The sequence below is a fragment of the Marvinbryantia formatexigens DSM 14469 genome (assembly GCF_025148285.1).
Lineage (GTDB): Bacteria > Bacillota > Clostridia > Lachnospirales > Lachnospiraceae > Marvinbryantia > Marvinbryantia formatexigens.
In genome coordinates this window covers 1,745,304-1,768,085 of sequence record NZ_CP102268.1, presented here as the reverse complement: position 1 = coordinate 1,768,085, position 22,782 = coordinate 1,745,304, and the positions used below count along the sequence as shown (strand labels likewise).

The following is a 22,782-nucleotide window of genomic DNA, read 5'->3' as shown; positions in this document are numbered from 1 at the left end:
GAGCCATTTGTATGAAACTAAAGACAAGACTGATGATTTCTTTCTGCACGATTATCCTGGTGCCTGTTTTGTTGTTTCTGATCATCATGCTGACGACGGGAAACCGTCAGCTTCAGTATCTGGAAGAATATGGCAACCGTCTGGAGCAATACGAGCAGGAAGGAACCTATGATGGAAGTGCGGAGCAGGAGATTGAGGGAGCGAAAACGACGCTTCCGGCAGCGGCACGGATGGTGCCGGAAATCCGCAGTTTTCTGAAAAATATGGCGATTGCCGCCGTGCTGGTGCTGGTGCTTACCGCCAGCCTGCTGATTGTGTGGATATATACGGGAATCAATGTACCACTGATGAAGCTGCGGAAGGCGACGCACAATATCGCCGAGGGAAATCTGGATTTTACACTGGAAGCGGAAAGCGACGACGAGATTGGCGACCTCTGCCGCGATTTTGAGGAAATGCGCCGCAGGCTTTACGAATCCAACGAAGAAAAAATCCAGTACGACAGGGAAAGCAAGGAGCTCATAAGCAATATTTCCCACGACCTGAAGACGCCGATTACGGCGATTAAGGGATATGTGGAGGGCATTATGGATGGCGTCGCGGATACGCCGGAAAAGATGGACCACTATATCCGGACGATTTATAACAAGGCAAACGATATGGACCGGCTTATCAATGAGCTGACATTTTATTCCAAGATTGATACAAACCGCATTCCGTATACCTTCAACAAAATCAATGTGAGCAGTTACTTTGAGGACTGCTGCGAGGAAGTTGGGCTGGACCTGGAGTCGAAAAATATCGACTTTTCTTATTTTAATTACGTGGACGAAAACGTGGAGGTCATCGCGGACGCGGAGCAGATGAAGCGCGTTATCAACAATATCATCGGCAATTCTATAAAATATATGGATAAGCCGAAGGGACGCATCAATATCCGTGTGAAGGATGTGGGAGATTTCGTCCAGATTGAGATTGAAGATAACGGAAGGGGTATCGGTCCCAAGGAACTGCCTTATATTTTCGACCGCTTTTACCGCACCGATGCGTCGCGCAATTCCTCGATGGGCGGAAGCGGAATCGGTCTTTCCATAGTGAAAAAGATTGTGGAAGACCACGGCGGAAAAATCTGGGCGACCAGCAAGCCCGGCACAGGCACAGTGATGTATTTTGTTTTAAGAAAAGTAACGGTGGAGTAGCCGTTTAAAATAGCAGGAGGAGACAGTTATGAGCAGAATTCTTATTATTGAAGATGAAGAGAGCATTGCCGAACTGGAAAAGGACTATCTGGAGCTGAGCGGCTTCGAGGTGGAAACGGAGCGGCGCGGGGATGTGGGCATGAAGAAAGCGCTGGAGCAGGATATTGATCTGCTGATTCTCGACCTGATGCTTCCGGAGGTGGACGGCTTTGAAATCTGCCGCCGCGTGCGTGAGCGCAAGGATATTCCGGTGCTGATGGTCTCAGCGAAAAAAGATGACATTGATAAAATCCGTGGTCTCGGACTGGGAGCGGATGATTATATGACAAAACCGTTCAGCCCCAGCGAGCTGGTGGCGCGTGTGAAGGCGCATCTGGCGCGTTACGAGCGGCTGATTCATTCTAATATGAAGGAAAACGATATCGTGGAAATCCGCGGCATCAAGATTGATAAGACGGCGCGCCGCGTGTGGGTGAACGGCGAGGAGCGCAACTTTACGACAAAGGAATTCGACCTGCTCACCTTCCTGGCGGAAAATCCGAACCACGTATTTACGAAGGAAGAGCTGTTCCGGGAAATCTGGGACATGGAATCTATCGGCGACATTGCTACGGTGACTGTGCATATTAAGAAAATCCGCGAAAAGGTGGAGACTGATACATCGAAACCGCAGTACATTGAGACTATCTGGGGCGTGGGCTACCGCTTTAAAGTATAGGAGGAAACAAAGCGCCCGGCGACAGGGCGCCTGTATCCGGACGAAATAAGATAAAACTGATTATGGGAGGAAAAGAACATGAAAATCATGATTGCTTCGGACATTCACGGGTCGGCGCTTTACTGCCGGGAAATGCTGGAGGCTTTAAAGCGGGAGCAGGCGGACAGACTGCTCCTTCTGGGAGATATTCTGTACCACGGACCGCGCAACGACCTGCCTGAGGAGTATGCGCCGAAAAAAGTGATTTCCATGCTGAACGATGTGAAACAGAAAATTTACTGTGTGCGGGGAAACTGTGATACGGAGGTGGACCAGATGGTTCTGGAATTTCCGATTATGGCGGATTATTGTCTGCTCCCTGCCGGAAACCGGATGGTGTACGCCACACACGGACACCGCTATCATCTGGACGCGCTTCCGCCGCTGCAGCCGGGCGACATCCTGCTTCACGGACATACGCATATACCGGATTGGGAGGAGTTTGGGGAAGGAAATATTTACCTCAATCCCGGCTCCGTCTCCATCCCCAAGGAGGGAAGCTGCCACAGCTATATGGTGCTGGAGGACGCAACATTTCTCTGGAAAAGTCTGGATGGAAAAATCTATCACACGCTGGCTTTATAATGTATATGATGCCAGGGTCCCAAGGTCTGAGCCCACATGAGCTTGCTCTATAGTGGGCTCAGACCTTGGGATCCGCCCCGATATGAGCATAAAAGTGGGATGTATATCCCACGATATGCGAATAGCGGGTAGGATTGTGGGTTGCCGAGTGCCAGTGGCACTCGTTTGGCAACGACCGGAGTGAAACGGAGATGCGAAGCACGCAACAATCCGTAGGCATCATATATATATATTCTCTGCCGTGTGCACACAGCAGAGCAAAAAAAACGGGCGGAGACCTTTTGGTTTCCGCCCGAAATGTTTTTTAGAACTGGAAAATAATGCCGATGACTGCCGAGGCAATCACCACGAGAATGGGATGAAAATCTTTTTTCTTCAGAACGAAATAGATTACCACCGCCAGAATGATGGCTTTGTAATTAAACAAATCCGCGATGTTTTTCGTGGCTTCAAACTTGTCAAGATAGAGCAGGGCGATTTTTGCAACGCCGAGACCGGCGGCGATAATCAGACCGGTGGATGCCGGACGCAGCCCATAAAAAATATCCTGCACAAGCTTTGATTCTTTGAATTTTATTAATATTTTTGAAATCAGAATAATGATAATCACGGACGGCAGCGCCAGAAACAGCGGCCCGATAATGGCGCCCGGCAGTCCGAAGGAGGTATAGCCGACATAGGTTGCCATATTGACACCCATCGGACCCGGTGTGGACTCGGAAATTGCGACCATGTCCGCCACATCCTGCGCGGTGAACCAGCCGGTAGTAGCTCCCATTTCATAGAGGAAGGGGAGCGTTGCCAGACCGCCGCCGATTGCGAAAAGTCCGGTCTTAAAAAATTCAAATGCCAAACGAACCAATCCTGTCATTTCTTTGCACCTCCTGCAATTCCTGTACGTTTAAAAAGGACGCCTGCCGCGCCTGCAAGCACAACGATAAGCGCCGGAGATAATGGCGTAAACAGTGACAAAAGCAAAACTGCGATGCAGATGCCGAGACAGATGTTGTCCACAACGGATTTTTTTGCCAGCTTGGTAACGGCATTAAAAATCAGAACGCAGACGCAGGCGCGGATGCCATTGAAGGCGTGCTTTACGACCGCGAGGTCGGCGAAATTTGTCAAAAACGCGGCAATCAGAGTGATAATGATGATGGACGGTGTAATCATGCCGAGCGTGGCTGCAATCGCGCCAATCACTCCCCTGTTTTTGTAGCCGACAAAGGTTGCTGTGTTAATGGCAATGATACCGGGCGTGCACTGCCCGATTGCAAAATAATCCATCAGCTCATCCTCGGTTGCCCAGTGGTATTTTTCCACTACTTCGCGCTGAAGCATGGGCAGCATGGCATAGCCTCCCCCGAAAGTGAAAGCACCAATCCGGAAAAAAACCATGAATAAATTTGCCAGTTCTTTCATTTTCTGTTCCTCCTCAATAATATAGTGCAGCGCACCTGGCGTTGCACACAAAATAGACAGTAACATGATACCATAAAAAGGCAGGGACGGGAAGTCTCTTTTGAAGTCTTTTTCACGGGCTTTTTTGCAGGGTGCACTTCCTTTTTCGGGGAATGATGGTATAATGATTACAATATATCTGATGGAAAATGCAGGTGTCCGTAAAGCACGGACGATTGCTTCGGAAGGAAAGGATGAACTATTTATGACATCACAGAAATTTTTGGAGATTCTGCAGCAGGCGGCGAAGCTGAAGGTGACGCCGCGGCACTGCTACACAGAAAAAGACCGGGCGGAGAGCGTTGCCGACCATAGCTGGCGGATCGCGTTGATGGCGATGCTGCTGTCCGGGGAGGAGGAATTCCGGGAGGTGGATATGAATAAGGTCATCCGCATGTGTCTGATTCACGACCTTGGGGAATCCTTCACCGGAGACATTCCGACGTTTGATAAAACCGACGATGACACCCGCAACGAGGATGCGCTGTTCCTGGAGTGGGTGAATGGTTTCCCGGAGCCGCAGCGTAAGGAATGGCAGGCGCTTCTGGCGGAAATGGAACGTCTGGAGACAAAGGAAGCGAAAACCTATAAGGCGCTGGATAAGCTGGAGGCGCTGATTTCCCACAACGAATCGGATATTTCTACCTGGATTCCGCTGGAATACGAACTGCAGCTTACCTATGGTCAGGAAAATGTGCAGTTTTCGGAATATCTGCGCGCATTCAGGCAGACCATTGACGCGTGGACGCGGAAGAAGATTGAGGAAGAAGTATAAGACCGGAGGTGGGACATATTAATACTTGTGTGGAACTTTCTTATTTTCATATTGGGAATGCCATCGGCGGCTCGCAGGAGTGGATGACGGACCCCTGGATGAGGCTGGGAGGCTGTGCGGCGCTGGCTGCGGTGGACAGCTGTATTTATTTTACGCTTTTTTGTGGAGAAAAGAGGCTGTGTCCCTTTGACGTGCATCATCTGACAAAGGCGCTGTACCGGCGTTTCGCGGGGATTATGAAGCCGTACCTCCGGCCAAGATACAGCGGAGTGTCGAAGCTTTCTCTCTATGAGGATGGGATGAATGCGTATCTGAAAGATATGAAAAACGAACGGCTGGGAATGAAATTGTTTCCGGCGGGACAGCCCCTTGTGGACGCGCAGGCTGTGCTGACAGGTCAGATTGACCGGAAGTACATCGTGCCGTTTCTGCTGCTGAACCCGGTTTCCAGAGAATGGCGTGATTATCAGTGGCACTGGTTCCTGATTGCGGGCTATTGCTGGAAGGAGGGCAGACTTTTCGTAAAAACGATCACCTACGGGAACAGTACATGGCTCCCCTTTGATGGACTGTGGGACACTATGCATGATGATAACGGGGGCATGATTTTATATTATTTTCGGGAGGACTGCAAAAGCATCTGATTTTATCCATGCATAATTTCCTGCAAACTGTTAATACTTGGAATACCTTGATTGACAGGAGGATGCTATGCCGATAAAGAATCTGAAAAACAAATGGCGTCGTGCGCTGGCTGTGCTGGCGGTGACGATTTCCTGCTCGGTGTTTTTTCCGCAGATGTTGTTTGGCGACTGTATCAGAGCGGTCGTGCCGGAAAAACAGGAAAATTGTCTAACAGAAGAAGATTATGTCAGTCTTTTTGAAATAGAAAAAAGTAATTACAAAATTAAGTGGAAATTCCTGCAAAATGATTGACGAAACATGCGCATAATGATAAATTTAATATATATCATTACTGTCGTGGGCGGACGATCAGACCCCATGATAGCGGCAAAGGGGGGATTTGAATGGCAGAAGCAAATATGAGTATGGTGAGGAGAATGGTACAGGACAGCAGGTATCTGGTTGCCATTGCGGGGAGCGGTATGCAGCGGGAGTGCGGCGGACACCAGAGCCTCCGGGACCAGGAACGGGCGTATAACATTGAGGCGGAATATGGCTACTCTCCGGAAGAAATGTTTAGCAGCGCGTTTTACAATACCCGCACGGAGCCTTTTTACAATTTCTATAAAAAGGAAATCCTCTCGCAGGATCTGAAACCGGGACCGGCATATAAGGCGCTGGCAAAGCTGGAACGAAAGGGAATTTTAAAGGCGGTTATTACGAGAGAAATCTACGGACTGAACCGGGAAGCGGGCTGTAAAAATGTGCTGGAGCTGCACGGAAATATCGGCAACAACCACTGCCCGCGCTGCGGAAGGACCTACTCAAAGCAATATCTGAAGGATGCGAAGAAGGTACCGCTCTGCGAGGACTGTATGCTTCCCATCCGTCCAGGTATCCGCCTTTTCGGGGAAATGGTGGACAACAGCCAGATGACCAGAATGGCGAACGAGATATCCAGGGCGGACGTGCTGCTGGTGCTGGGCGCACGTCTCGACCCGGAATTCTGCGAGCACAATCTCTCCTACTACAAAGGAGACAAGGTCATCCTGCTGACAAACCGGGAGAATCACGGGGACGTAAAGGCAGATTACGTGATTCACGGAAAACTGAATGAACTGGTGCCGCAGCTTCTGTAACTGCGTCTTACATAGCCTCTGCCTGGGACGTCGGGATGGGCGCGGCAGGCGGGCGATTAGAGCGGCTTCATATACTGGAGCGCCTGGTCGCCCGTATTAAATAGCAAATCAAGAATGGAGACGTTGTGCTCAAACTCTCCGAAAAGCTGCGGATACTCCGGATAATCGCTGTAATCCATCCAGGTCAGTTTGATTCCGGCATCCGTAAAGCACTGCTCGACGATGTAATCCTGGGCTGCCGGTCCAGAGAGGTACTCGGTGCCGCCGCTGTCTTTTACAAGACCGACCAGACGCTCGGTTTTTCCGTCAACAAGCTGATAGTCCGAAGACCAGCTTATTCTTGTGTGAATGCCGAGCATCCGGCAGATTTCCGTGAGAAATAGGTAATTGATGCGGCTTAAATATTCCTCTTCGCGGCATTTTTCGTAGATTTCGTGAATCTGCGGACCATATTCCTTAAAATAGGGCGCGTGCGCATAGTTTAAGGTGATTGCGTGCCAGTGCTTATCTACCCATTCGTGCCCGGAAACCTTCGTCTCATTGATTTTCTGATAAAAATTTCCCTTGCTGTCCACCGGAATCGTGAGCCAGTGCAGTCCGTCCGGCGTTTTGATTTTGTTGCGGTTGCGCCAGTCGCGGCGCGTGTACTGCATATCATCGTATAAAATAAATTCATCTACCATGCGAATCATATCGAAATATCCCTTCCACGGAATATAATTCGACTGTAAAATAGCAACCTTTTTCAAGAAAATAACCTCCTTCTGATGGCCATGCCGTCCCTGGATTTTCTGTACATTTTTGAGACAAAAAGTCTTTTGCAGGGCAGCCTGTCTGAACGGTTATCAGTATAACATAGAATCCCCGCATCGCACAATAGAAAGAGATTGAGATTTCAAAACAGCGATGGTATAATGAGCCGGGAGACAGATGAGCTTCCATTGATTTTTATGTGTTCAGCACTTTCAAAATCGATGAAAGACATTCGAAATCCGCTCATTTTATTAAGGTGGGAAAACACGATGAAAAAAGTGATGATTCTGGGAGCGTCCTACTCGCTGGTTCCGCTGATTCATGCGGCGCAGCGTCTGGGATGCCATACGATAGCGGCGAGCATTCCCGGAGATTATCCGGGATTTGCGGCTGCGGATGAGAGCTGCTTTTGCGATATTACAAAGCCGGAAGAGGTGCTGCAGGCGGCACAGTCGCTGCAGATAGACGGGATTGCGACCTGCTGCATGGATGTCGGGCTGCGCAGCCTGGGCTATACGGCGACGAAGCTCGGACTGCCGGGACCGTCCTGGGAGACGGTGCAGTTGTGCACCGACAAGTATAAAATGAAGCAGGCGTTTGTGAAAGCCGGGGTACAGACGGCGGCGTTTTTTCAGATACATAATGAGGACGAGCTGGCGTCTGCCTGCGGACAGCTTCGCTTCCCGGTGATTATCAAAGCGGTGGACCAGATGGGAAGCCGCGGCATTTTCCGCTGCGATACCAGGGAAGAGGTGTTCGCGCGTTACCCGCAGACGATGGCGGCGACGGCGAAGGATTACTGTATTCTGGAAGAATTTTTAACCGGCACCATGTTTGGCGTGGAGGCGATGCTGGAGCACGGGAAGCTGGCGTATTTTCTGCCGCTTGGAAACGTCCTTCATCAGGCGAATCCGCCGTTCCCCATCGGACACTATGTCCCGTGGACAGAGGGCGCGGCGTTTGAAGACAAAATACGGACGCAGATTGAGTGTGCGGCAGAGGCGCTTGGCGCGGATAACTGTCCGCTGGATTTTGACATGATGTTAAAAGATGGGGAAGTTTATGTGATTGAGGCGACGGCGCGTGCGGGTGCTACCTGCATTGCGGAGCAGGTGGGCATTCATTTTGGAATCGATTATTACGAAGCGATTGTCCGGCTGTGTACCGGCGAGCCGGTCGCGCTGCTTTTCGGACGGGAAAAAAGTGCGCGCGTTCCCTGCGAGGTGCGGCTTCTGGAAGCGCCGGCGGACGGCGTTGTACAAAAAATCGTTCCGGGCACGGAGACGGGCGGCAATCTGGCGGAGCTTTCGTTTAACATTTCCGTGGGAGATACCGTCCGGCGGATGGAAAACGGCAGGGACCGCATCGGGCAGGTAATTGTAAAAGGAAATTCCCCGCAGGCATGCCGCCGGCTCCTTGACGGGGTGCTGGAAAGGATACAGGTGCAGGTGGGCGATGCATAAGGATACAAAGAAAAAAACATCACCGTGGATTTATGTGATTTTGCATATCAGTCTGATGTTCAGCTCCATCAGCGGGCTGTTTTCCAAAAAAGCGGCGTATGCGGAGTTTTTTTCCAGGGAGTGGTTTCTGTTTTATTTTGGAATGCTGCTGATTATGTTTTTTTACGCAATCATATGGCAGCAGATTCTGCGCTATCTGCCCCTGTCGGTGGCTTATGCAAACAAGCCGGTCGGTCTGGCATGGGGGATGATATGGGGCGCGCTTTTCTTTCAGGAGGAGATTACCTGGAACATGATTCTGGGTTCCCTGATTATTTTTATTGGAATATATCTGGTGGTGACGGCGGATGGATAGCAGTGTATGGATGCATGTGGGGATTATGGTCTGCTCGGTATTCGTGGCGTCTGTGTCGCAGATTCTGCTGAAAATATCGGCAAATAAGACCTACCCGTCAAAAATAAAGGAATATCTGAACGGTTACGTGATTACCGGTTACGCGCTTCTGTTTCTGTCTACGATTCTGACGATGCTGGCGCTGAAAAAAATGCCGCTGTCGTGGCAGACCGTGATTGAGTCCAGCGGATACTTTTTTGTATTCGTGATGGGACATTTTATATTGAAGGAAAAAATTTCCAGAAGAAAAATTCTGGGGCTTCTGGTGATTTTTGCCGGGATTATTGTATTTTTGCTGTAAAAGTTCCGGAAAGTGGGATTTACCGCGACACCTGCCAGACAGGCAGATTTGCTCCGGAAGGAAAATCAGGAATGAGGAGGAAGGAAGATGCTCCTGTCGATTGTGATTCCGTGCTATAATTCTGCACACACCATCGGAAAGGTTGTGGAGACCAGCATGGAGGTAATAGAAAAAATAGAAGGGCTGGAATGTGAGTTTGTTCTGGTAAATGATTTTTCGCGGGATGAGACCTGCCAGGAAATCTGGGAGCTTGCGAAAAAATATCCGAACGTGAAGGGGATTGCCCTCGCAAAAAATTTTGGGCAGCACAACGCCATCATGGCGGGACTGCACGCCGCAGAGGGCGATTATGTTATGGGCATGGACGACGACATGCAGACGCATCCGTCGCAGATTCCAGCGTTTATTGAAAAAATGAATGAGGGATACGATCTGGTGTTTGGCATTTTTAAGAAGCGCAAGTTTGGTTTCATGAAGAATCTCACCAGCAGGATTGCCTCATTTATTATGTGGCATATGGTGGAACGTCCAAAGGGGCTGGAGGCAAGCAATTACTGGTGCTGCCGCAAATATGTGCGCGACGAGCTGATTAAATACGACGGCTATAATCTGTATCTTCAGATTCTCTTTTACCGCACGACTGCCAACATCGCCAACATCGAGATAGAGCATTTTGCGCGGGAGGAAGGGCAGTCCAACTACAATTTCCGCAAAGCCTTCCGTCTGTTCATGTCGTTCATGAATTACACGGTCATCCCGCTGCGCATCGCCACTATCACCGGGACACTCTTTTCCCTGGCGGGCTTTATCGGGGCGATCATTGTCTTTGTTCGTAAAATCCTCGACCCCACTATCACGGTCGGCTGGTCCTCGACCATGTGCGTCATGATGATTCTGTTCGGCTTCGCCTTCCTTATGCTTGGCATCATCGGCGAATACATCGGCAAGCTGATTCTGAACGTCAACCAGACCCCGCAGTATGTGGTGCGGGATACCATTAATGTAGAAAAAGAAGAAAAATGATGATAGCGGGCAGCCCGGAAAATTCCGGGCTGTTTTTTGATGCCAATTTTTCTGGATTTCCGGCAAACCCCGAAGTGCTTCGCAGGGGATGACGATTTTCAAAAAACGGATAATGTTTTTCAAAAAACGACTTTCCGGAAAAAGGAAGAAGTCATTCGGAAAAAATATGGTATGATAAAACGAAGGAGGAAAGACAAACATGCCACATCAGAAGCGCGGACAGCAGAAGAGCAGAAAACAGCCGGAATCCGGGATTCTTCTAAAACATAAAATATTGATTTCCATATCAGCGGGAATACTGATTTTGCTGTTTATTCTTGGGACGGTTACCAGTATGGCAATCCGGCAGATAGAAGAACAGATCGCAAAGTCAAACAGAGCAAGTCTGCTGGTATATTATAATACGCTGCGGGACGAGATTACCGGAACGGAAATTTTTATGACAGAAAAGGTGCACTCACAGGAAACAAAGAAAAGGATTCTGGAGAGCTTTGCGGAAGAGCTTTCGAATAACCCGGATGTGGCTGCCTATATGTTGTATGACACAGCAAAGCGCGAAAGTGACAGTGTGTATAATTCCATTGTGGGGTATGGAAGAATCAAGGAGGAAATCCAGAACTGGGCGGATGAAATGATGGAGAGTGCAGAGTTTCCGCTGGGCTGGTTTTTAAAAGAAATTGGCAGCAGAACGTTCCTCTGCCGGGTTATGAGGCAGGAGGAATCTGCTGTAATAGGAATTTATGATTTGACGCAGGCGGCAAAAAATGCAAAACTGAGCTATGCTTATGCAGGAGAGATTGTATTTTTTCAAAAGAACCAGATTCTGGCAAACGAGGAATTTACAGACGGCGCTGATATAAAGCTGGATTATGAAAAAGAAAACGGGTATTATTTTTCGGAAAACAGAAAATATATGATTGTCCAGCAACAGCTTTTGCATTTTAAAATGGCACTGGTATCACCGTTCTTTGAGAATGGAATACTGCGGTTTTTGTATCTTAGTCCTTATATTTATATAGGAATCGGTCTGTTGGCGATATGGATAATGCTGAAATACTGGCAGGCGATTCTTTTTGAGCCGCTTGACAGATTAATCGGGGCGATGCACCAGGTGCAGGAGGGAAATCTGCAGGTGCGGCTGGAGGAACAGCGGGGCCTGGAGTTTCAGAAGGTGCAGGAAAGCTTTAACAGCATGGTTGCGCAAATTGCCAGCCTGAAGATTAAAAGCTATGAGGAACAGATAGAAAAAGAGCGGGCGCAGATGCACGCCCTGCGGATGCAGATTCAGCCGCACTTTTTTCTCAATTGTCTGAAGAGCATTGTGGGGCTGGCACAGCAGCAGAAAACGGGGCAGATACAAAAAGCGGTGGTTTACCTTGGTGTCCATCTGCGGTATATCTTCGATTTAAAGAGTGATGAAATCGCTCTGGCAAAAGAGCTTTCCATGTGCGAAAACTACATAGCGCTTCATCAGAGTATCGAAAAGGGAAAAGCGGAAATTCATATTTCTATGGATGAACGCATGAAAAATATAAATGTACCCCCTGTCAGTATTCTCACGCTTGTGGAGAACAGTATGAAATATGCTATGGCGTGCGATGGGAAACTGAAAATAGAAATTATTGCCAAACTACTGGAAATAGACGAAACATATCTGGCAGATATTACTGTCAGCGACAATGGTCCCGGTTTTTCAGAAGAGCTTCTGCAGGAGCTGAATAAAAATCTGGATGCGTCCGCAATGATAAAGGGTGTGGGACTGCGCAATGTTATCCGCAGATTCCGGCTGATTTACGGGGAAGAATTTGCCGTTCAGTTCTCAAATTGTCATGGCGCCAGAATAAATGTGATGTTCCAGGTGGAAAGGGGAGAGAAGAATGCGGCTGTTGATAGTGGATGACCAGCCATCGGTCAGCGAAGGGCTGAAAAAAGGAATTGCATGGGATAATCTGTCTGTCGATGAGGTTCTGACCGCGTACAATGCACTGGAGGCGCGGGAAATCCTCAAAACGACCGAAATTGATATTATGCTGTGTGACATTGAAATGCCGGTAGAAAACGGACTGCAGCTTTTCAGATGGGTGAAAGAAAATGAGATAGACCTTTTATGCATATTTCTGACGAGCCATGCGGAGTTTTCTTATGCCAGAGAAGGAATTCGTCTGGGCGCCTTTGATTATATTGTGCAGCCTGCGCTTTATCCGGCGATAGAAGAGGTAGTAAGAAAAGCGGTTGCGGAGGTAATGAAAAAGAAAGGCAATGAGACGATTATGCGCCAGGGACAGGTGTTCCGTAAACAGAGAGCCAGCATTGCCGCTAATGCCATACGTCATTATTTAGAGGGAAACAGTAACTATCGTGATATTGAGAATCTCACAGAACTGCATGTGCTGCCGGATTTTTCACTAAACGGTTATGTGGTAATGCTTCAGATTGTAAAGTGGGACGGAAGAAAAGAAGTATGGGATGCGCATCTTCTGGAACAGACGCTGGACAACATTTTGCAGGAAATATTTGCGCCCAATAATCAGAAGGCGGTACTGGCGGGGATTTCGGAGGGAGTTTTTCTGCTGCTTCTGCAGTCGTATTATAAAGAAGCAATTACAGAGGACAGCCTTACAAGACAGCTCATGTTTCTGGGCACGGTCTGCCGCCAGTTTTTCAAATGTCAGATAGCCTGCTATTTCAGTAATCCGGGCAGACTGTATGAGATGGCGGAAAAATGGAAAAAACTGGATGAGAGGCGAGAGGACAATGTTTCTCTGCAGCCGGGGGTATTTTTTGTCTCCGGAGATAAGCCAAAACGGGAGCATGTTTTCCGGCTGATACATACCAGACAGTGGGAAGGACTTTTCGCAGACGGGCATCCCAGAACTGTGGAGGAACAGGCGGTAAATCTGCTGGACAGTATGGCGCGCAGGGGAACATTGGATAAGCAGACGCTTTTATATTTTTATCAGGATTATATGCAGCTTTTGTATACCGTTCTGAAGAGCCAGAACCGTGATATCAGCGATGTTTTTCAGACAATGGAGGAGATGGAGATTTACCGGAACGGTATGAAGTCGATTGACGATATGAAAAAACTGATATGCTTTGTGACGATAAAGTGGCAGGTGGAGCCGGAGGAAAACGATGTAAAAGCAATGATAAAAAATGTGATGACCTATGTAGATGCAAATCTGGATTCGGCAATTTCCAGAAATGAGATTGCAGAGCAGGTACACCTGAATCCCGATTATCTGACAAGGCTGTTTAAAAAGGAGACGGGACAGACGCTGAAGGAATATATTACAGAACAGAAGATGAAATCAGCACAGTCTCTTTTGCGGACAACGAATATGCCGGTCAGCTTTGTGGCGGCGAAGGTTGGATACAGTAATTTCAGCCATTTTTCCACGGCATATAAAAAGGTAATGGGGCGTACACCGCAGGAGGAACGCGGATAAGAAAGCGGCAGAGACGACCAGCAGAAAGTCTGAAAACGAAAAATGACCGGCGTTTTTTGAAAAATGCCGGTCATACCTTTACCTGAAGAAGTCGTTTTTTGAAAAAATGCCGGCTGTATTTGTGCAGAAATCTTACACCTCTTTTTTTATAATGGGGATATCAAATGAAGATATACATTTTTGGAAAGAAAGGGGGAAAGAGCGCGTATGCGGGAAAAGGGAGAAATCCTTGTGGAAGTGAAGGACATGTGCAAAAACTTCGGCGTTACGGTGGCGCTGAATCATGTGGATATGGCTATCCGCAGAGGCGAAGTCAGAGGATTGATTGGGGAAAATGGATCCGGAAAGTCAACGGTTTCCTCTATCATTGCCGGTATCCAGCAGGCGACAAGCGGAGAAATGTTTTATAAAGGACAACCGTGGAAGCCTGCGTCTAATTTGGAGGCTTCCCGCAGCGGAATCGGCATGATTGTGCAGGAAGCGGGAACTATTGACAGTATCTCTGTTGCGGAAAACATTTTTCTGGGAAATTACGGACAGTTTAAAAAGGGACCTGTCATGAATCGTGCCAAAATGAATGCGGAAGCGAAAAAAGCACTGGAAAAAATCGGCGTGACGCACATTAATCCGGCGCTTCCGGCACGGATGTACGATATGCAGGAACGGAAGCTGATTGAAATTGCCAGAACCATGTACAGCGACCCGGATGTTTTTGTGGTCGATGAAACGACAACAGCGCTTTCACAAAGCGGGCGCGAGCTGCTGTACCGGCTGATGCATCATGCGGCGGCGGAAAACAGGGCGGTTATTTTTATCAGTCACGACCTGGAGGAGCTGATGGAGCACTGCGATACCCTGACGGTGCTGCGCGACGGCGTCATTATCGACAACATTGAGAGGGAGGATTTTGAGGCAGGCGATATCAAGCGCAAGATGGTGGGACGCGAAATCAAAGGAAATTACTATCGTGTGGATAACGATGGATACAGTGGTGAAACGGTACTGAAGGCGGAATGTATCACGACAATGAACGCACTTTTATGCTTCAGCCTGGAGCTGCATAAAGGGGAGATCCTCGGAATCGGCGGGCTTTCGGAATGCGGGATGCACGAGCTGGGAAAGGCACTGTATGGGCTGGAAGAGGTGGTTGACGGCCGGGTGCTTCTGCCGGGGAGCGGAACTGTTATTAAAAATGCGAAGACTGCATTCAGAAACAAAATGGGCTATGTCTCGAAAAACAGAGATACGGAATCGCTGGAGCTGGAAGCATCTGTAGCGGCGAATATCCAGAGCACCGGTCTTGATAAAAACCGCAGCTTCGGTCTGTTCCTTTCTTTTAAAAAGGAGAAGAAATACGCGCAGCTTCAGGTGGATTCTCTGGCGATTAAGTGTGTGAATATGCTGCAGCCGGTAAAGGCATTGTCGGGCGGCAATAAGCAGAAGGTGGTCTTCGGCAAGTGGATTGCGGATGATGCAGATATTCTGATTCTGGACTGTCCGACACGGGGTGTGGATATCGGCGTCAAAGCGGCAATGTACCAGCTCATCTATGAAATGAAAAAGAAGGGAAAATCCATCATTATGATTAGCGAGGAAATGCCGGAGCTGATTGGTATGTCGGACCGTCTGCTGGTATTAAAGGACGGAAAGGTTAACGGTGAGTTTTTGCGGAAAGACGGATATCACCAGAATGAACTGATAGAGTGTATGATATAGGAGGTGAAGAAAATGGAGGCGGCAATCAAGAAAGAGATACCGAGGCTATCCGCAAAAGAGCGTGTTGCAATTATAAAAAATAAACCGTCCTTTTCTCTGATTTTTTCGGTGGCGGTGCTGGTGCTGATTGTACTGATGTTCGGAGCGGTTACTGGCGGAGATTTTTTTGGCGGGAATGTTCTGAAAGGCATTTTTAATCAGGCACTGATTATCGGGACAATGGCTACGGCGGTTTCATTTATCTATACAACCGGCAATCTGGATATTTCAGTGGGCAACGCTATGGCTCTTGCGGCAACGCTGGGAGCACTGGCATATAATACGACGGAAAGTATTGTATGTATGGTTGCGGTATGTATTACAGCCGGAACGCTCCTGCTGCTTTTTAATTGTACGCTGAGTGTGGTATTCCGGATTAAAACGATTACGGTAGCGATTGTGATGATTCAGCTTTACAGTGCGATTGTCAGCGAGATTCTTGGTCCGAATTCCATTAAAGTGGATTACGCGGTCTGCAAAATGCTGGAAAACGCAGGTTTCCGCTATGCGGCATTTATTGGCTACTTTGTGCTGTGCATTATTGTTTATCACTTTACGCCGGTGGGACGAAAGCTCAGGTTTGTGGGAGGAAACGCGAACTGTGCGCAGCAGACCGGAATCAGTGCGAAAGCGACGACTTACATTAGTTTTTTGATGGCGGGAATCGGCGTCGGGGTGGCGGCAGTTTTTACGATTATCCGTACCGGTTCCGTCAGCACCGAGGTGGGAAGCGGTATGGGAATGGATGTCATGCTCGCAACTGTGCTTGGCGGAATGTCTATTTTCGGAGGCGCCCGTTCCAACGCCTACGCGGGGCTCCTGGGAGCGCTGACAGTTTCAGCGCTGAATAAAGGACTTTTGATGGCGGATGTATCGTCCACGGCAATCCAAGGTGTGAGAGGCGTAATTTTCCTGGCCCTTGTATTCTTAAATTCCGAGCGGCCGGCAACACTGCCTTCCAGACAGCAGGTATAGAGCGTTCCTGTATTAATCAGATGGGCATAAGATATAGCAGAAAAATACCTGTCCGCGGGAATGGCGGACATGGAAAAAGATAAGGAGAGAAAATATGAGCAGAATGATGAAAAAATTAACAGCAGTAACTCTTAGTGCAGCAATGGTGGCATCGCTGGCACCGGCGGTTTATGCAGAGGAACAGACACCGGCTGATTTTGAGACCTTTAAAATCGGCGTGTGCGAGCCGCAGGCGATAGATGAGGTTGTAATCCGCCGCGATTATTACGAAAATTATCTGGCTCCGCGCTATAATGTGGAATTTGTATTTTCCGAACAGTGCAAGGACACGGATGACGAGCTGACTTTTATTGAAAGCTGCGCGGATGCGGGTTGTGATGCAATTATTTCCTACCGCTCGGAGGATGCTAACCAGATGGCGCAGGTGTGTGAGGAATACGGGATGCAGTATGTGATTAATACCGCCTATATTCCGGAGGTGGAGGGTGCTTTTTCGGGCGGCTACGAGACCTTCCAGGGCTGCTTTGGCGCAGATAATCCCCATGTTGGTTCACTGTTTAAAGAGTGGCTTACCGGGATATCCTCAGAAGATGGAAGCGAGGGCTTTATGATTACATCTTCCCTGGCATTTTCTGGAAATATCCAGCACAAGGAAACGGCGATGGCGGCACTGACTGCGCTCCAGGAAAGATATGGACTGGAATTTGAGGATACCATTGAGAATATTGCAACGACTTCCGCGCCGCTGGAGGTGGCAAATGATAAGGGCATCAAAATTTATATTTATCCGGGCAGCCCGACTGGCATGGAGGGATGGCTGGAGGGTGTCAGTGCAGCTCTGCAGACCGGAAACTATGGTGTGCTTATCCATACGGGACAGGCATATACCAAGACGGCGGTAGTTGTGGACGAGGTAGAAAGAAATTTTGATATGGACATTAAAGTTGCTTCGATTGCGTCCATGTCGGAATCTCTGACAAATGCATTTAATACAGAAGATAAATTCGGAAATTCTTCGCTGGATATGGCGACGCTGAAATCGACTTCACTTGTGAGCAGCATGGGCTTTGTAGCAGTCTATAATGCGCTGACCGGCTATCCGCAGCTTAACGACGAAAGCGAAGGACGTAAGAGAGAACTGAGCTTCCGTATGTGGTCTCTGGATACGCTGGAAAAGATTAACTCCTGTGCGGAATGGGATGTCCAGGGCGGCGACAAATGGATAATGGATGAGGAGATGGTGAATCAGTGCCTGGGAATCATGAATCCGGATTTAACGGCGGAAGCAATCCAGGAGGTTTACAATGGAATTACTTATGAAGCGACTCTGGAGCGTCTCGGCGCATAACAGGGCGGGGAAAGGAGACGGACATGAAGCATGGAACCTTGCAGTATCAGGTAAAAAATATCATAAAGCTGATCAGTCTTCCGCTGGCGGTATTTATCGTTATGAATATTGTAGATATGACGATTGCCGGGACAACGACTGTCAGCAGTATCACAGATTTGAAAACACTGCTTCGGACCGGTCTTACCTGCTACTGCTTCGCACTTGCGCTAAATTGTAATCTGCTGTCGGGACGCATGGATTTATCTGCGGGAGCCCAGATGTTTATGGGGTGTATATTTGGCGGGAATCTGGCGCTGCAGTTAAATCTTGGCGGAATCGGCGTATTGATTTTCAGCATGGCTGGCGGAGCGCTGTGCGGACTTCTGGTGGGTCTGCTGTTCGTAAATCTGCGTATTCTGCCGATGGTGCTCGGACTTGGCATGACATTGATTTTTGAATGCTTTTCTTTCGGGGCATATAATCAGCAGGGGCTGATGCTTTACGGAAAACAGGGCGTGGCAATTTTGTCGGATGTTACCTTTATTCTGATTGTAGCGGTTCTGGTTCTGGCGGTAATGACGTATTTGTTTCAATACAGTCCGTTTGGCTACAGAAGAAGGGCTATCCAGGGAAATCAGAAGCTGGCGGCGGATGCGGGAATTAATATTTTTGTGAACTGCGTAGTCTGCTATGTGCTGGCGGGAGCGCTGGTAGCGTGCGCGGGTGTTTTTGACACAGCATACAAAGGCTCGCTGACACCGGTTCTCGGCATGAGCAGCAACAGCAGCGTATTCAGCAATATGTTTCCGCTGTTTCTGGGAATTTATATCGGCGGATATATCGGAAATCCGATTCTGGGCGTTTTATCTGGATCAATCAGTGTGCGTCTGCTGATTCTGGGACTTTCGAAGCTTTCTATGGAAGGAAGTGTGCAGAACATTATTGTATATTCGCTGTTCCTGCTGTTTATGATTTACAAAATGAATGTGGACAAGCTGGATTACCTGAAGAAGAAAAAAGAGCGGATAAGGCTGGCGCAGCAGACGAAATTATATATGCAGAATTAAAAACAGGCGGCAGTGAGCATATCGCTGCCGTTTTTTAAACGGGAAAGGAGACACAGAAAATGCGTGCAATTATGGTAATGTATGATTCGCTTCGGCGGGATTTATTTTCCTGTTTTGGCGGGGAGGGTATCCCGATGCCGAATTTTGAACGTCTGTCGAAGCATAGCGTTATGTTTGATAACAGTTATGTGTGCAGTCTGCCGTGTATGCCTGCGCGGCGGGAGCTTCATACGGGAAGAGCGAATTTCCTGCACAGGAGCTGGGGACCGCTGGAGCCGTTTGATGATTCGATGCCGGAAATTCTGAAAAAGGCGGGGATCTATACGCATCTGACGACAGACCACTATCATTATGCGGAGGACGGTGGAGCGACCTATCATCCGCGTTATTCGAGCTGGGAAATATATCGCGGACAGGAATCGGATGCCTGGGTGGGAGACGCGCATAAAAAGCCGGATTATTTTGCACCGACGATGCTCAGCCCGCAGTCACAGCCGGAGCATCTACAGAATATCCGCAGGAAAAACGGCTGGCAGAACCTGTCCAGCCGCAGCCGAATGCAGACGGAAAAGGAGTTTTCGCAGACACGGACGTTTGATAACGGAATCCGTTTTATTGAGGAAAATGTGGACTGCGATAACTGGTATCTGCAGATTGAGGCGTTTGACCCGCATGAGCCGTTCTATGCCCCGGAAAATTATCTGGCGGCGTGGTTTGACCCGGACTGCACGTATGAGCCGGACTGGCCGCCATATGCCGAAGCGCATGAAACGGAAGAAGTCATCCGGAATATGCGCAAAAAATATTATGCACTGGCACAGTTCTGTGACAGAAGCCTTGGACGTGTGCTGGATGCAATGGACAAATACGATATGTGGAAGGATACTATGCTGATTGTAAATACCGACCACGGATTTCTGCTCGGCGAACATGGATGGTGGGCGAAAAACAATACGCTGGAGTATAATGAGGTGGCGCATACGCCGCTGTTTATCTGGGACCCTCGTTGCGGCGTAGCGGGTGAGCACAGAGAGGCGCTTGTACAGACGACAGACCTTGCACCGACGATTCTGGACTTTTTTGGAATTCCGGTTCCGGAAGATATGACCGGAAAACCGCTTGAATTGGTGATAAGGCGTGATGAAGCTGTCCGGGAATATGGCATATATGGGGTTCACGGGGGACCGGTCAGTATAACGGACGGCAGATACGTATACATGCGCGCTGTCAGAAACCCGGAAGAAAAGGTGTATGAGTATACGTTGATGCCGACGCATATGGTCGGGATGTTCAGTATTGAGGAGCTGCAGGAAATGAGGCGGCATGAGGGCTTCTCTTTTACAGAGGGCTGTCCGGTTATGGAAATTCCGGTTATGCCGGCGCGAAATCCGGGTAAGCTGACGGAGGATATCCTGTTTGATTTATCAAAGGATTTGAAGCAGCTGCATCCCATCCGGGACGCAGCAGTGGAAGCACGTTTTGTGCAGGCGCTGGTGAATCTTATGAAGGAGAACGAAGCGCCGGAGTATCTGTATCGGCGCTTTGGACTGGAGGGATGATGGCATGGGAAAGAAAAGACCTCATATTGTAATTTTTAATCCGGACCAGATGCGCACGGACGCCCTTGGACATATGGGTGAAAATCCGGGTGCGGTTACACCGTTTCTGGACAGGTTTGCTGCACAGGATGCGGTGAGCTACCGCTACGCTTTCTGTCAGAATCCGGTGTGTACGCCCAGCCGCTGCAGTTTCTTTACCGGCTTATATCCGCATGTTCATGGACACCGGACAATGCGTTACATGCTGCACCGTCATGAAAGCTCGCTGCTGAGTGAACTGAAAAATGCCGGGTATTATGTATGGATGAATACCAGAAATGATTTACTGGCAGGGCAGGATGAGGAGCTGTTTGCCATGCATGCATCAGAAATTTTTTACGGCGGGGATGTACTGCCCGCGCCGGGACCGGTAAATCCGGACCTTCGCGGAAAGCCGGGGAGCAAGTATTTTTATTCGCATTATAAGGGAGAACTGAAAACGGATGAACGGGGATTAAATTATTCACCGGATGATGAGGCGGTGGATGCGGCGGTTGCCAGACTGAAAAATCCAGTGAATGAAAAACCAATGTGTATTTTTCTGGGACTGATTTTTCCGCATCCTCCGTACCGCGTAGAGGAGCCGTATTATTCTTTAATCGACCGGAGAAAGGTGAAACCGCGGATTCCGGAGGCGGTACCGGAAGATGGAAAGCCGCTTTTTCATAGAAAAATCCGGGAAAACCAGCAGCTGCAGGATTTTACGGAAGAAGACTGGCGGGAGCTGCGCGCCGTGTATTACGGCATGTGCGCAAAGGTGGATGCGCAGTTTGAGCGGCTGTGCCGCGGATTGAAGGAGGCGGGAATTTATGATGATACGGCAATCTTCTTCCTGAGCGACCACGGCGATTACACGGGCGATTATGGAATCGTGGAAAAAGCACAGAACATGATGGAGGACTGCCTGACACGGGTGCCGTTTCTGATAAAGCCGCCGAAGGATTTTAGGGTGGATGCAGGTATCAGTGATGAACTGGTGGAGCTGGTAGATTTTTACGCAACGGCAATGGCGATGGCAGGCGTAAAGCCGGACCACACGCATTTTGGAAAAGATTTGTCGGAAAATCTGCGTGACCGCAAAATGCCGGTGCGGGAATTCGTCTGCTGCGAGGGCGGCAGAAATGCGGAGGAGATTCACTGTGATGAGTACCATGATGATGCAAAGGAACCTGATATCATGGGAGAATATTATCCGCGCCAGAAGCTTCAGACCGATCCGGTTGCGCATGGAAAGGCGACGATGATTCGCACAAAGGAATATAAATATGTCCGCAGGATATATGAGGAAGATGAATTTTATGATTTGAATGCCGGCTGCGAAACAACCTGTACTCATGAGCATACAGCAGAGCGGAATGCGAATGAATGTTTTACAAAGGATGCGCAGGAGCGAAAAAACAGGATTCACGAACCGGAGTATCAGACAGAGATTTCTGTTTTGAAAGAAAAGCTGCTGGACTGGTATCAGAAAACCTGCGATGTAGTGCCCTTTGAAAAGGACGATCGTCATTCCGCGGAAATGATACGGCAGGCAGTGAAGCATATCTGCCCGCCGGAGCACTGGGCGGAAGTGGAGGATATGATACGGAACCGCCAGGGAAACCTCTTTGAAATCCGCAGGTACTGTGAAGGGTTGGCTGCCGGCATGGCGCAGAAAGAATAGAGACATTGGGTTTAGCTCTTTCTGCTTAAAAACTGACGGGTATATTCTTCAGCAATACGGGAGCGGAGCGCAGCTGCGGGAGCTTTTTTATAATTGTAGTAAGAGAAATGCGGTGCATAGGTTCCGACTACCATACACTGCAGGCGTTCATGGCTTTCACGGAGATACGCAAGAGCGTTCTGAACGACATAGTAGTCATATCCAAGCGGGGGAGCCATTCCGCCGCCGATAACCATCGGGGCACCCATTTCTCCCGTTGTCATATAATAATCTCCCATCTCGGAAACCACTCTCTGAATACCTCCGCATTCCGGGTTTGTGATATCGCCTGCAATCCGTTTCGTAAAGCCATGACGCTGGTCGCTGCCTTCAAAGTGCATGCGACCGCAGAGAACCGTATCATACCCGCGGGCGGCGAGACAATCCAGGACAGTTTCGTGGTGGTTGACTGTCCGGTGGTGTTGTGATAGGCTG

The 22,782-nt window shown here is 48.9% G+C and carries 23 protein-coding genes and 1 pseudogene; 19 read left to right on the top strand and 5 right to left on the bottom strand.

Translation table 11 applies throughout. From position 1 onward, the window contains the following. Positions 1-11: 11 nt before the first annotated feature. From NQ534_RS08580 to yfcE, 3 genes are all read left to right on the top strand, one after another. Positions 12-1,199: a sensor histidine kinase gene (locus tag NQ534_RS08580; protein ID WP_006860627.1), complete on the top strand. Its 1,188-nt coding sequence runs from the start codon at positions 12-14 to the stop codon at positions 1,197-1,199. 28 nt (positions 1,200-1,227) lie between these two features. Further along, positions 1,228-1,917, top strand: coding sequence for a response regulator transcription factor (locus NQ534_RS08575; RefSeq protein ID WP_006860628.1), 690 nt, complete (start codon positions 1,228-1,230; stop codon positions 1,915-1,917). Positions 1,918-1,995: 78 nt separating this feature from the next. Further along, positions 1,996-2,541 (top strand): phosphodiesterase, encoded by a 546-nt coding sequence (gene yfcE / locus NQ534_RS08570; protein WP_006860629.1) that lies wholly within the window; start codon positions 1,996-1,998, stop codon positions 2,539-2,541. A 58-nt stretch (positions 2,542-2,599) separates the two neighbouring features. Here yfcE and NQ534_RS21875 read toward each other — a convergent pair. The 3 genes and pseudogenes from NQ534_RS21875 to NQ534_RS08560 all read right to left on the bottom strand — a co-directional run bounded on the left by NQ534_RS21875 (position 2,600) and on the right by NQ534_RS08560 (position 3,960). Further along, positions 2,600-2,792, bottom strand: a pseudogene (locus NQ534_RS21875) (hypothetical protein). Positions 2,793-2,845: 53 nt separating this feature from the next. Further along, the gene (locus tag NQ534_RS08565; protein ID WP_006860630.1) at positions 2,846-3,412 is read right to left on the bottom strand and encodes a chromate transporter; all 567 of its coding nucleotides are present in this window, start codon (positions 3,410-3,412) and stop codon (positions 2,846-2,848) included. After that, the gene (locus NQ534_RS08560; RefSeq protein ID WP_040782004.1) at positions 3,409-3,960 is read right to left on the bottom strand and encodes a chromate transporter; all 552 of its coding nucleotides are present in this window, start codon (positions 3,958-3,960) and stop codon (positions 3,409-3,411) included. Before NQ534_RS08560 ends, NQ534_RS08565 begins: the two co-directional genes overlap by 4 nt. Positions 3,961-4,204: 244 nt before the next feature. Between NQ534_RS08560 and NQ534_RS08555 the strand changes: the two genes are divergently transcribed. From NQ534_RS08555 to NQ534_RS08540, 4 genes are all read left to right on the top strand, one after another. Then, on the top strand, positions 4,205-4,774 hold the full coding sequence (locus NQ534_RS08555; protein WP_040782116.1) for an HD domain-containing protein: 570 nt from the start codon (positions 4,205-4,207) through the stop codon (positions 4,772-4,774). Positions 4,775-4,782: 8 nt separating this feature from the next. Then, positions 4,783-5,418, top strand: coding sequence for a hypothetical protein (locus NQ534_RS08550; protein WP_143115747.1), 636 nt, complete (start codon positions 4,783-4,785; stop codon positions 5,416-5,418). Between the two features lie 67 nt (positions 5,419-5,485). Continuing rightward, positions 5,486-5,710, top strand: a complete 225-nt coding sequence (locus NQ534_RS08545) for a hypothetical protein (RefSeq protein WP_006860634.1) — start codon at positions 5,486-5,488, stop codon at positions 5,708-5,710. Between the two features lie 92 nt (positions 5,711-5,802). Next, entirely contained in the window at positions 5,803-6,537 is a 735-nt protein-coding gene (locus NQ534_RS08540) for an SIR2 family NAD-dependent protein deacylase (protein WP_006860635.1), read from the top strand. A 56-nt stretch (positions 6,538-6,593) separates the two neighbouring features. Here NQ534_RS08540 and NQ534_RS08535 read toward each other — a convergent pair whose 3' ends face one another. Continuing rightward, on the bottom strand, positions 6,594-7,286 hold the full coding sequence (locus NQ534_RS08535; RefSeq protein ID WP_006860636.1) for a WbqC family protein: 693 nt from the start codon (positions 7,284-7,286) through the stop codon (positions 6,594-6,596). Between the two features lie 273 nt (positions 7,287-7,559). Between NQ534_RS08535 and NQ534_RS08530 the strand changes: the two genes are divergently transcribed. The 12 genes from NQ534_RS08530 (at position 7,560) to NQ534_RS08475 (ending at position 22,308) form a co-directional block, all read left to right on the top strand. Beyond that, entirely contained in the window at positions 7,560-8,753 is a 1,194-nt protein-coding gene (locus NQ534_RS08530) for an ATP-grasp domain-containing protein (RefSeq protein WP_040782006.1), read from the top strand. Next, the gene (locus NQ534_RS08525; protein ID WP_006860639.1) at positions 8,746-9,108 is read left to right on the top strand and encodes a DMT family transporter; all 363 of its coding nucleotides are present in this window, start codon (positions 8,746-8,748) and stop codon (positions 9,106-9,108) included. The genes NQ534_RS08530 and NQ534_RS08525 overlap by 8 nt, the downstream gene beginning before the upstream one ends. Then, positions 9,101-9,448, top strand: a complete 348-nt coding sequence (locus tag NQ534_RS08520) for an EamA family transporter (protein ID WP_006860640.1) — start codon at positions 9,101-9,103, stop codon at positions 9,446-9,448. Before NQ534_RS08525 ends, NQ534_RS08520 begins: the two co-directional genes overlap by 8 nt. An 87-nt stretch (positions 9,449-9,535) precedes the next feature. Next, positions 9,536-10,471 carry a glycosyltransferase family 2 protein gene (locus tag NQ534_RS08515; RefSeq protein ID WP_006860641.1) on the top strand — a complete coding sequence of 312 codons (936 nt, stop codon included), beginning with the start codon at positions 9,536-9,538 and terminating at the stop codon, positions 10,469-10,471. Positions 10,472-10,670: 199 nt separating this feature from the next. Continuing rightward, positions 10,671-12,371, top strand: a complete 1,701-nt coding sequence (locus tag NQ534_RS08510; protein ID WP_050778272.1) for a sensor histidine kinase — start codon at positions 10,671-10,673, stop codon at positions 12,369-12,371. Next, a complete protein-coding gene (locus tag NQ534_RS08505) occupies positions 12,349-13,920 on the top strand; it encodes a response regulator transcription factor (protein ID WP_040782010.1) in 1,572 nt (523 codons plus the stop codon). Before NQ534_RS08510 ends, NQ534_RS08505 begins: the two co-directional genes overlap by 23 nt. 207 nt (positions 13,921-14,127) lie before the next feature. Then, positions 14,128-15,636 carry a sugar ABC transporter ATP-binding protein gene (locus NQ534_RS08500; RefSeq protein WP_006860646.1) on the top strand — a complete coding sequence of 503 codons (1,509 nt, stop codon included), beginning with the start codon at positions 14,128-14,130 and terminating at the stop codon, positions 15,634-15,636. A gap of 12 nt (positions 15,637-15,648) precedes the next feature. Further along, the gene (locus NQ534_RS08495) at positions 15,649-16,650 is read left to right on the top strand and encodes an ABC transporter permease (protein ID WP_006860647.1); all 1,002 of its coding nucleotides are present in this window, start codon (positions 15,649-15,651) and stop codon (positions 16,648-16,650) included. A 94-nt stretch (positions 16,651-16,744) separates the two neighbouring features. Further along, positions 16,745-17,998, top strand: a complete 1,254-nt coding sequence (locus NQ534_RS08490) for an S-layer protein (RefSeq protein ID WP_242655308.1) — start codon at positions 16,745-16,747, stop codon at positions 17,996-17,998. A gap of 23 nt (positions 17,999-18,021) precedes the next feature. Beyond that, on the top strand, positions 18,022-19,047 hold the full coding sequence (locus NQ534_RS08485; protein ID WP_006860649.1) for an ABC transporter permease subunit: 1,026 nt from the start codon (positions 18,022-18,024) through the stop codon (positions 19,045-19,047). A 59-nt stretch (positions 19,048-19,106) separates the two neighbouring features. Then, on the top strand, positions 19,107-20,606 hold the full coding sequence (locus tag NQ534_RS08480; protein WP_006860650.1) for a sulfatase: 1,500 nt from the start codon (positions 19,107-19,109) through the stop codon (positions 20,604-20,606). A 4-nt stretch (positions 20,607-20,610) separates the two neighbouring features. Beyond that, entirely contained in the window at positions 20,611-22,308 is a 1,698-nt protein-coding gene (locus tag NQ534_RS08475; protein ID WP_006860651.1) for a sulfatase family protein, read from the top strand. 11 nt (positions 22,309-22,319) lie between these two features. On the opposite strand, the gene NQ534_RS08470 is transcribed toward NQ534_RS08475, so the two are convergent. After that, positions 22,320-22,688, bottom strand: a complete 369-nt coding sequence (locus NQ534_RS08470; protein ID WP_040782013.1) for a hypothetical protein — start codon at positions 22,686-22,688, stop codon at positions 22,320-22,322. Between the last annotated feature and the right edge of the window lie 94 nt (positions 22,689-22,782).

Coding starts and splice junctions, on each gene's coding strand:
- NQ534_RS08530 (WP_040782006.1), top strand. CDS start 7,560: ATGAAAAAAGTGATGATTCTGGGAGCGTCCTACTCGCTGGTTCCGCTG.
- NQ534_RS08555 (WP_040782116.1), top strand. CDS start 4,205: ATGACATCACAGAAATTTTTGGAGATTCTGCAGCAGGCGGCGAAGCTG.
- NQ534_RS08580 (WP_006860627.1), top strand. CDS start 12: ATGAAACTAAAGACAAGACTGATGATTTCTTTCTGCACGATTATCCTG.
- NQ534_RS08525 (WP_006860639.1), top strand. CDS start 8,746: ATGCATAAGGATACAAAGAAAAAAACATCACCGTGGATTTATGTGATT.
- NQ534_RS08565 (WP_006860630.1), bottom strand. CDS start 3,412: ATGACAGGATTGGTTCGTTTGGCATTTGAATTTTTTAAGACCGGACTT.
- NQ534_RS08560 (WP_040782004.1), bottom strand. CDS start 3,960: ATGAAAGAACTGGCAAATTTATTCATGGTTTTTTTCCGGATTGGTGCT.
- NQ534_RS08480 (WP_006860650.1), top strand. CDS start 19,107: ATGCGTGCAATTATGGTAATGTATGATTCGCTTCGGCGGGATTTATTT.
- NQ534_RS08575 (WP_006860628.1), top strand. CDS start 1,228: ATGAGCAGAATTCTTATTATTGAAGATGAAGAGAGCATTGCCGAACTG.
- NQ534_RS08470 (WP_040782013.1), bottom strand. CDS start 22,688: ATGCACTTTGAAGGCAGCGACCAGCGTCATGGCTTTACGAAACGGATT.
- NQ534_RS08510 (WP_050778272.1), top strand. CDS start 10,671: ATGCCACATCAGAAGCGCGGACAGCAGAAGAGCAGAAAACAGCCGGAA.
- yfcE (WP_006860629.1), top strand. CDS start 1,996: ATGAAAATCATGATTGCTTCGGACATTCACGGGTCGGCGCTTTACTGC.
- NQ534_RS08520 (WP_006860640.1), top strand. CDS start 9,101: ATGGATAGCAGTGTATGGATGCATGTGGGGATTATGGTCTGCTCGGTA.
- NQ534_RS08505 (WP_040782010.1), top strand. CDS start 12,349: ATGCGGCTGTTGATAGTGGATGACCAGCCATCGGTCAGCGAAGGGCTG.
- NQ534_RS08540 (WP_006860635.1), top strand. CDS start 5,803: ATGGCAGAAGCAAATATGAGTATGGTGAGGAGAATGGTACAGGACAGC.
- NQ534_RS08500 (WP_006860646.1), top strand. CDS start 14,128: ATGCGGGAAAAGGGAGAAATCCTTGTGGAAGTGAAGGACATGTGCAAA.
- NQ534_RS08475 (WP_006860651.1), top strand. CDS start 20,611: ATGGGAAAGAAAAGACCTCATATTGTAATTTTTAATCCGGACCAGATG.
- NQ534_RS08515 (WP_006860641.1), top strand. CDS start 9,536: ATGCTCCTGTCGATTGTGATTCCGTGCTATAATTCTGCACACACCATC.
- NQ534_RS08495 (WP_006860647.1), top strand. CDS start 15,649: ATGGAGGCGGCAATCAAGAAAGAGATACCGAGGCTATCCGCAAAAGAG.
- NQ534_RS08490 (WP_242655308.1), top strand. CDS start 16,745: ATGAGCAGAATGATGAAAAAATTAACAGCAGTAACTCTTAGTGCAGCA.
- NQ534_RS08485 (WP_006860649.1), top strand. CDS start 18,022: ATGAAGCATGGAACCTTGCAGTATCAGGTAAAAAATATCATAAAGCTG.
- NQ534_RS08545 (WP_006860634.1), top strand. CDS start 5,486: ATGCCGATAAAGAATCTGAAAAACAAATGGCGTCGTGCGCTGGCTGTG.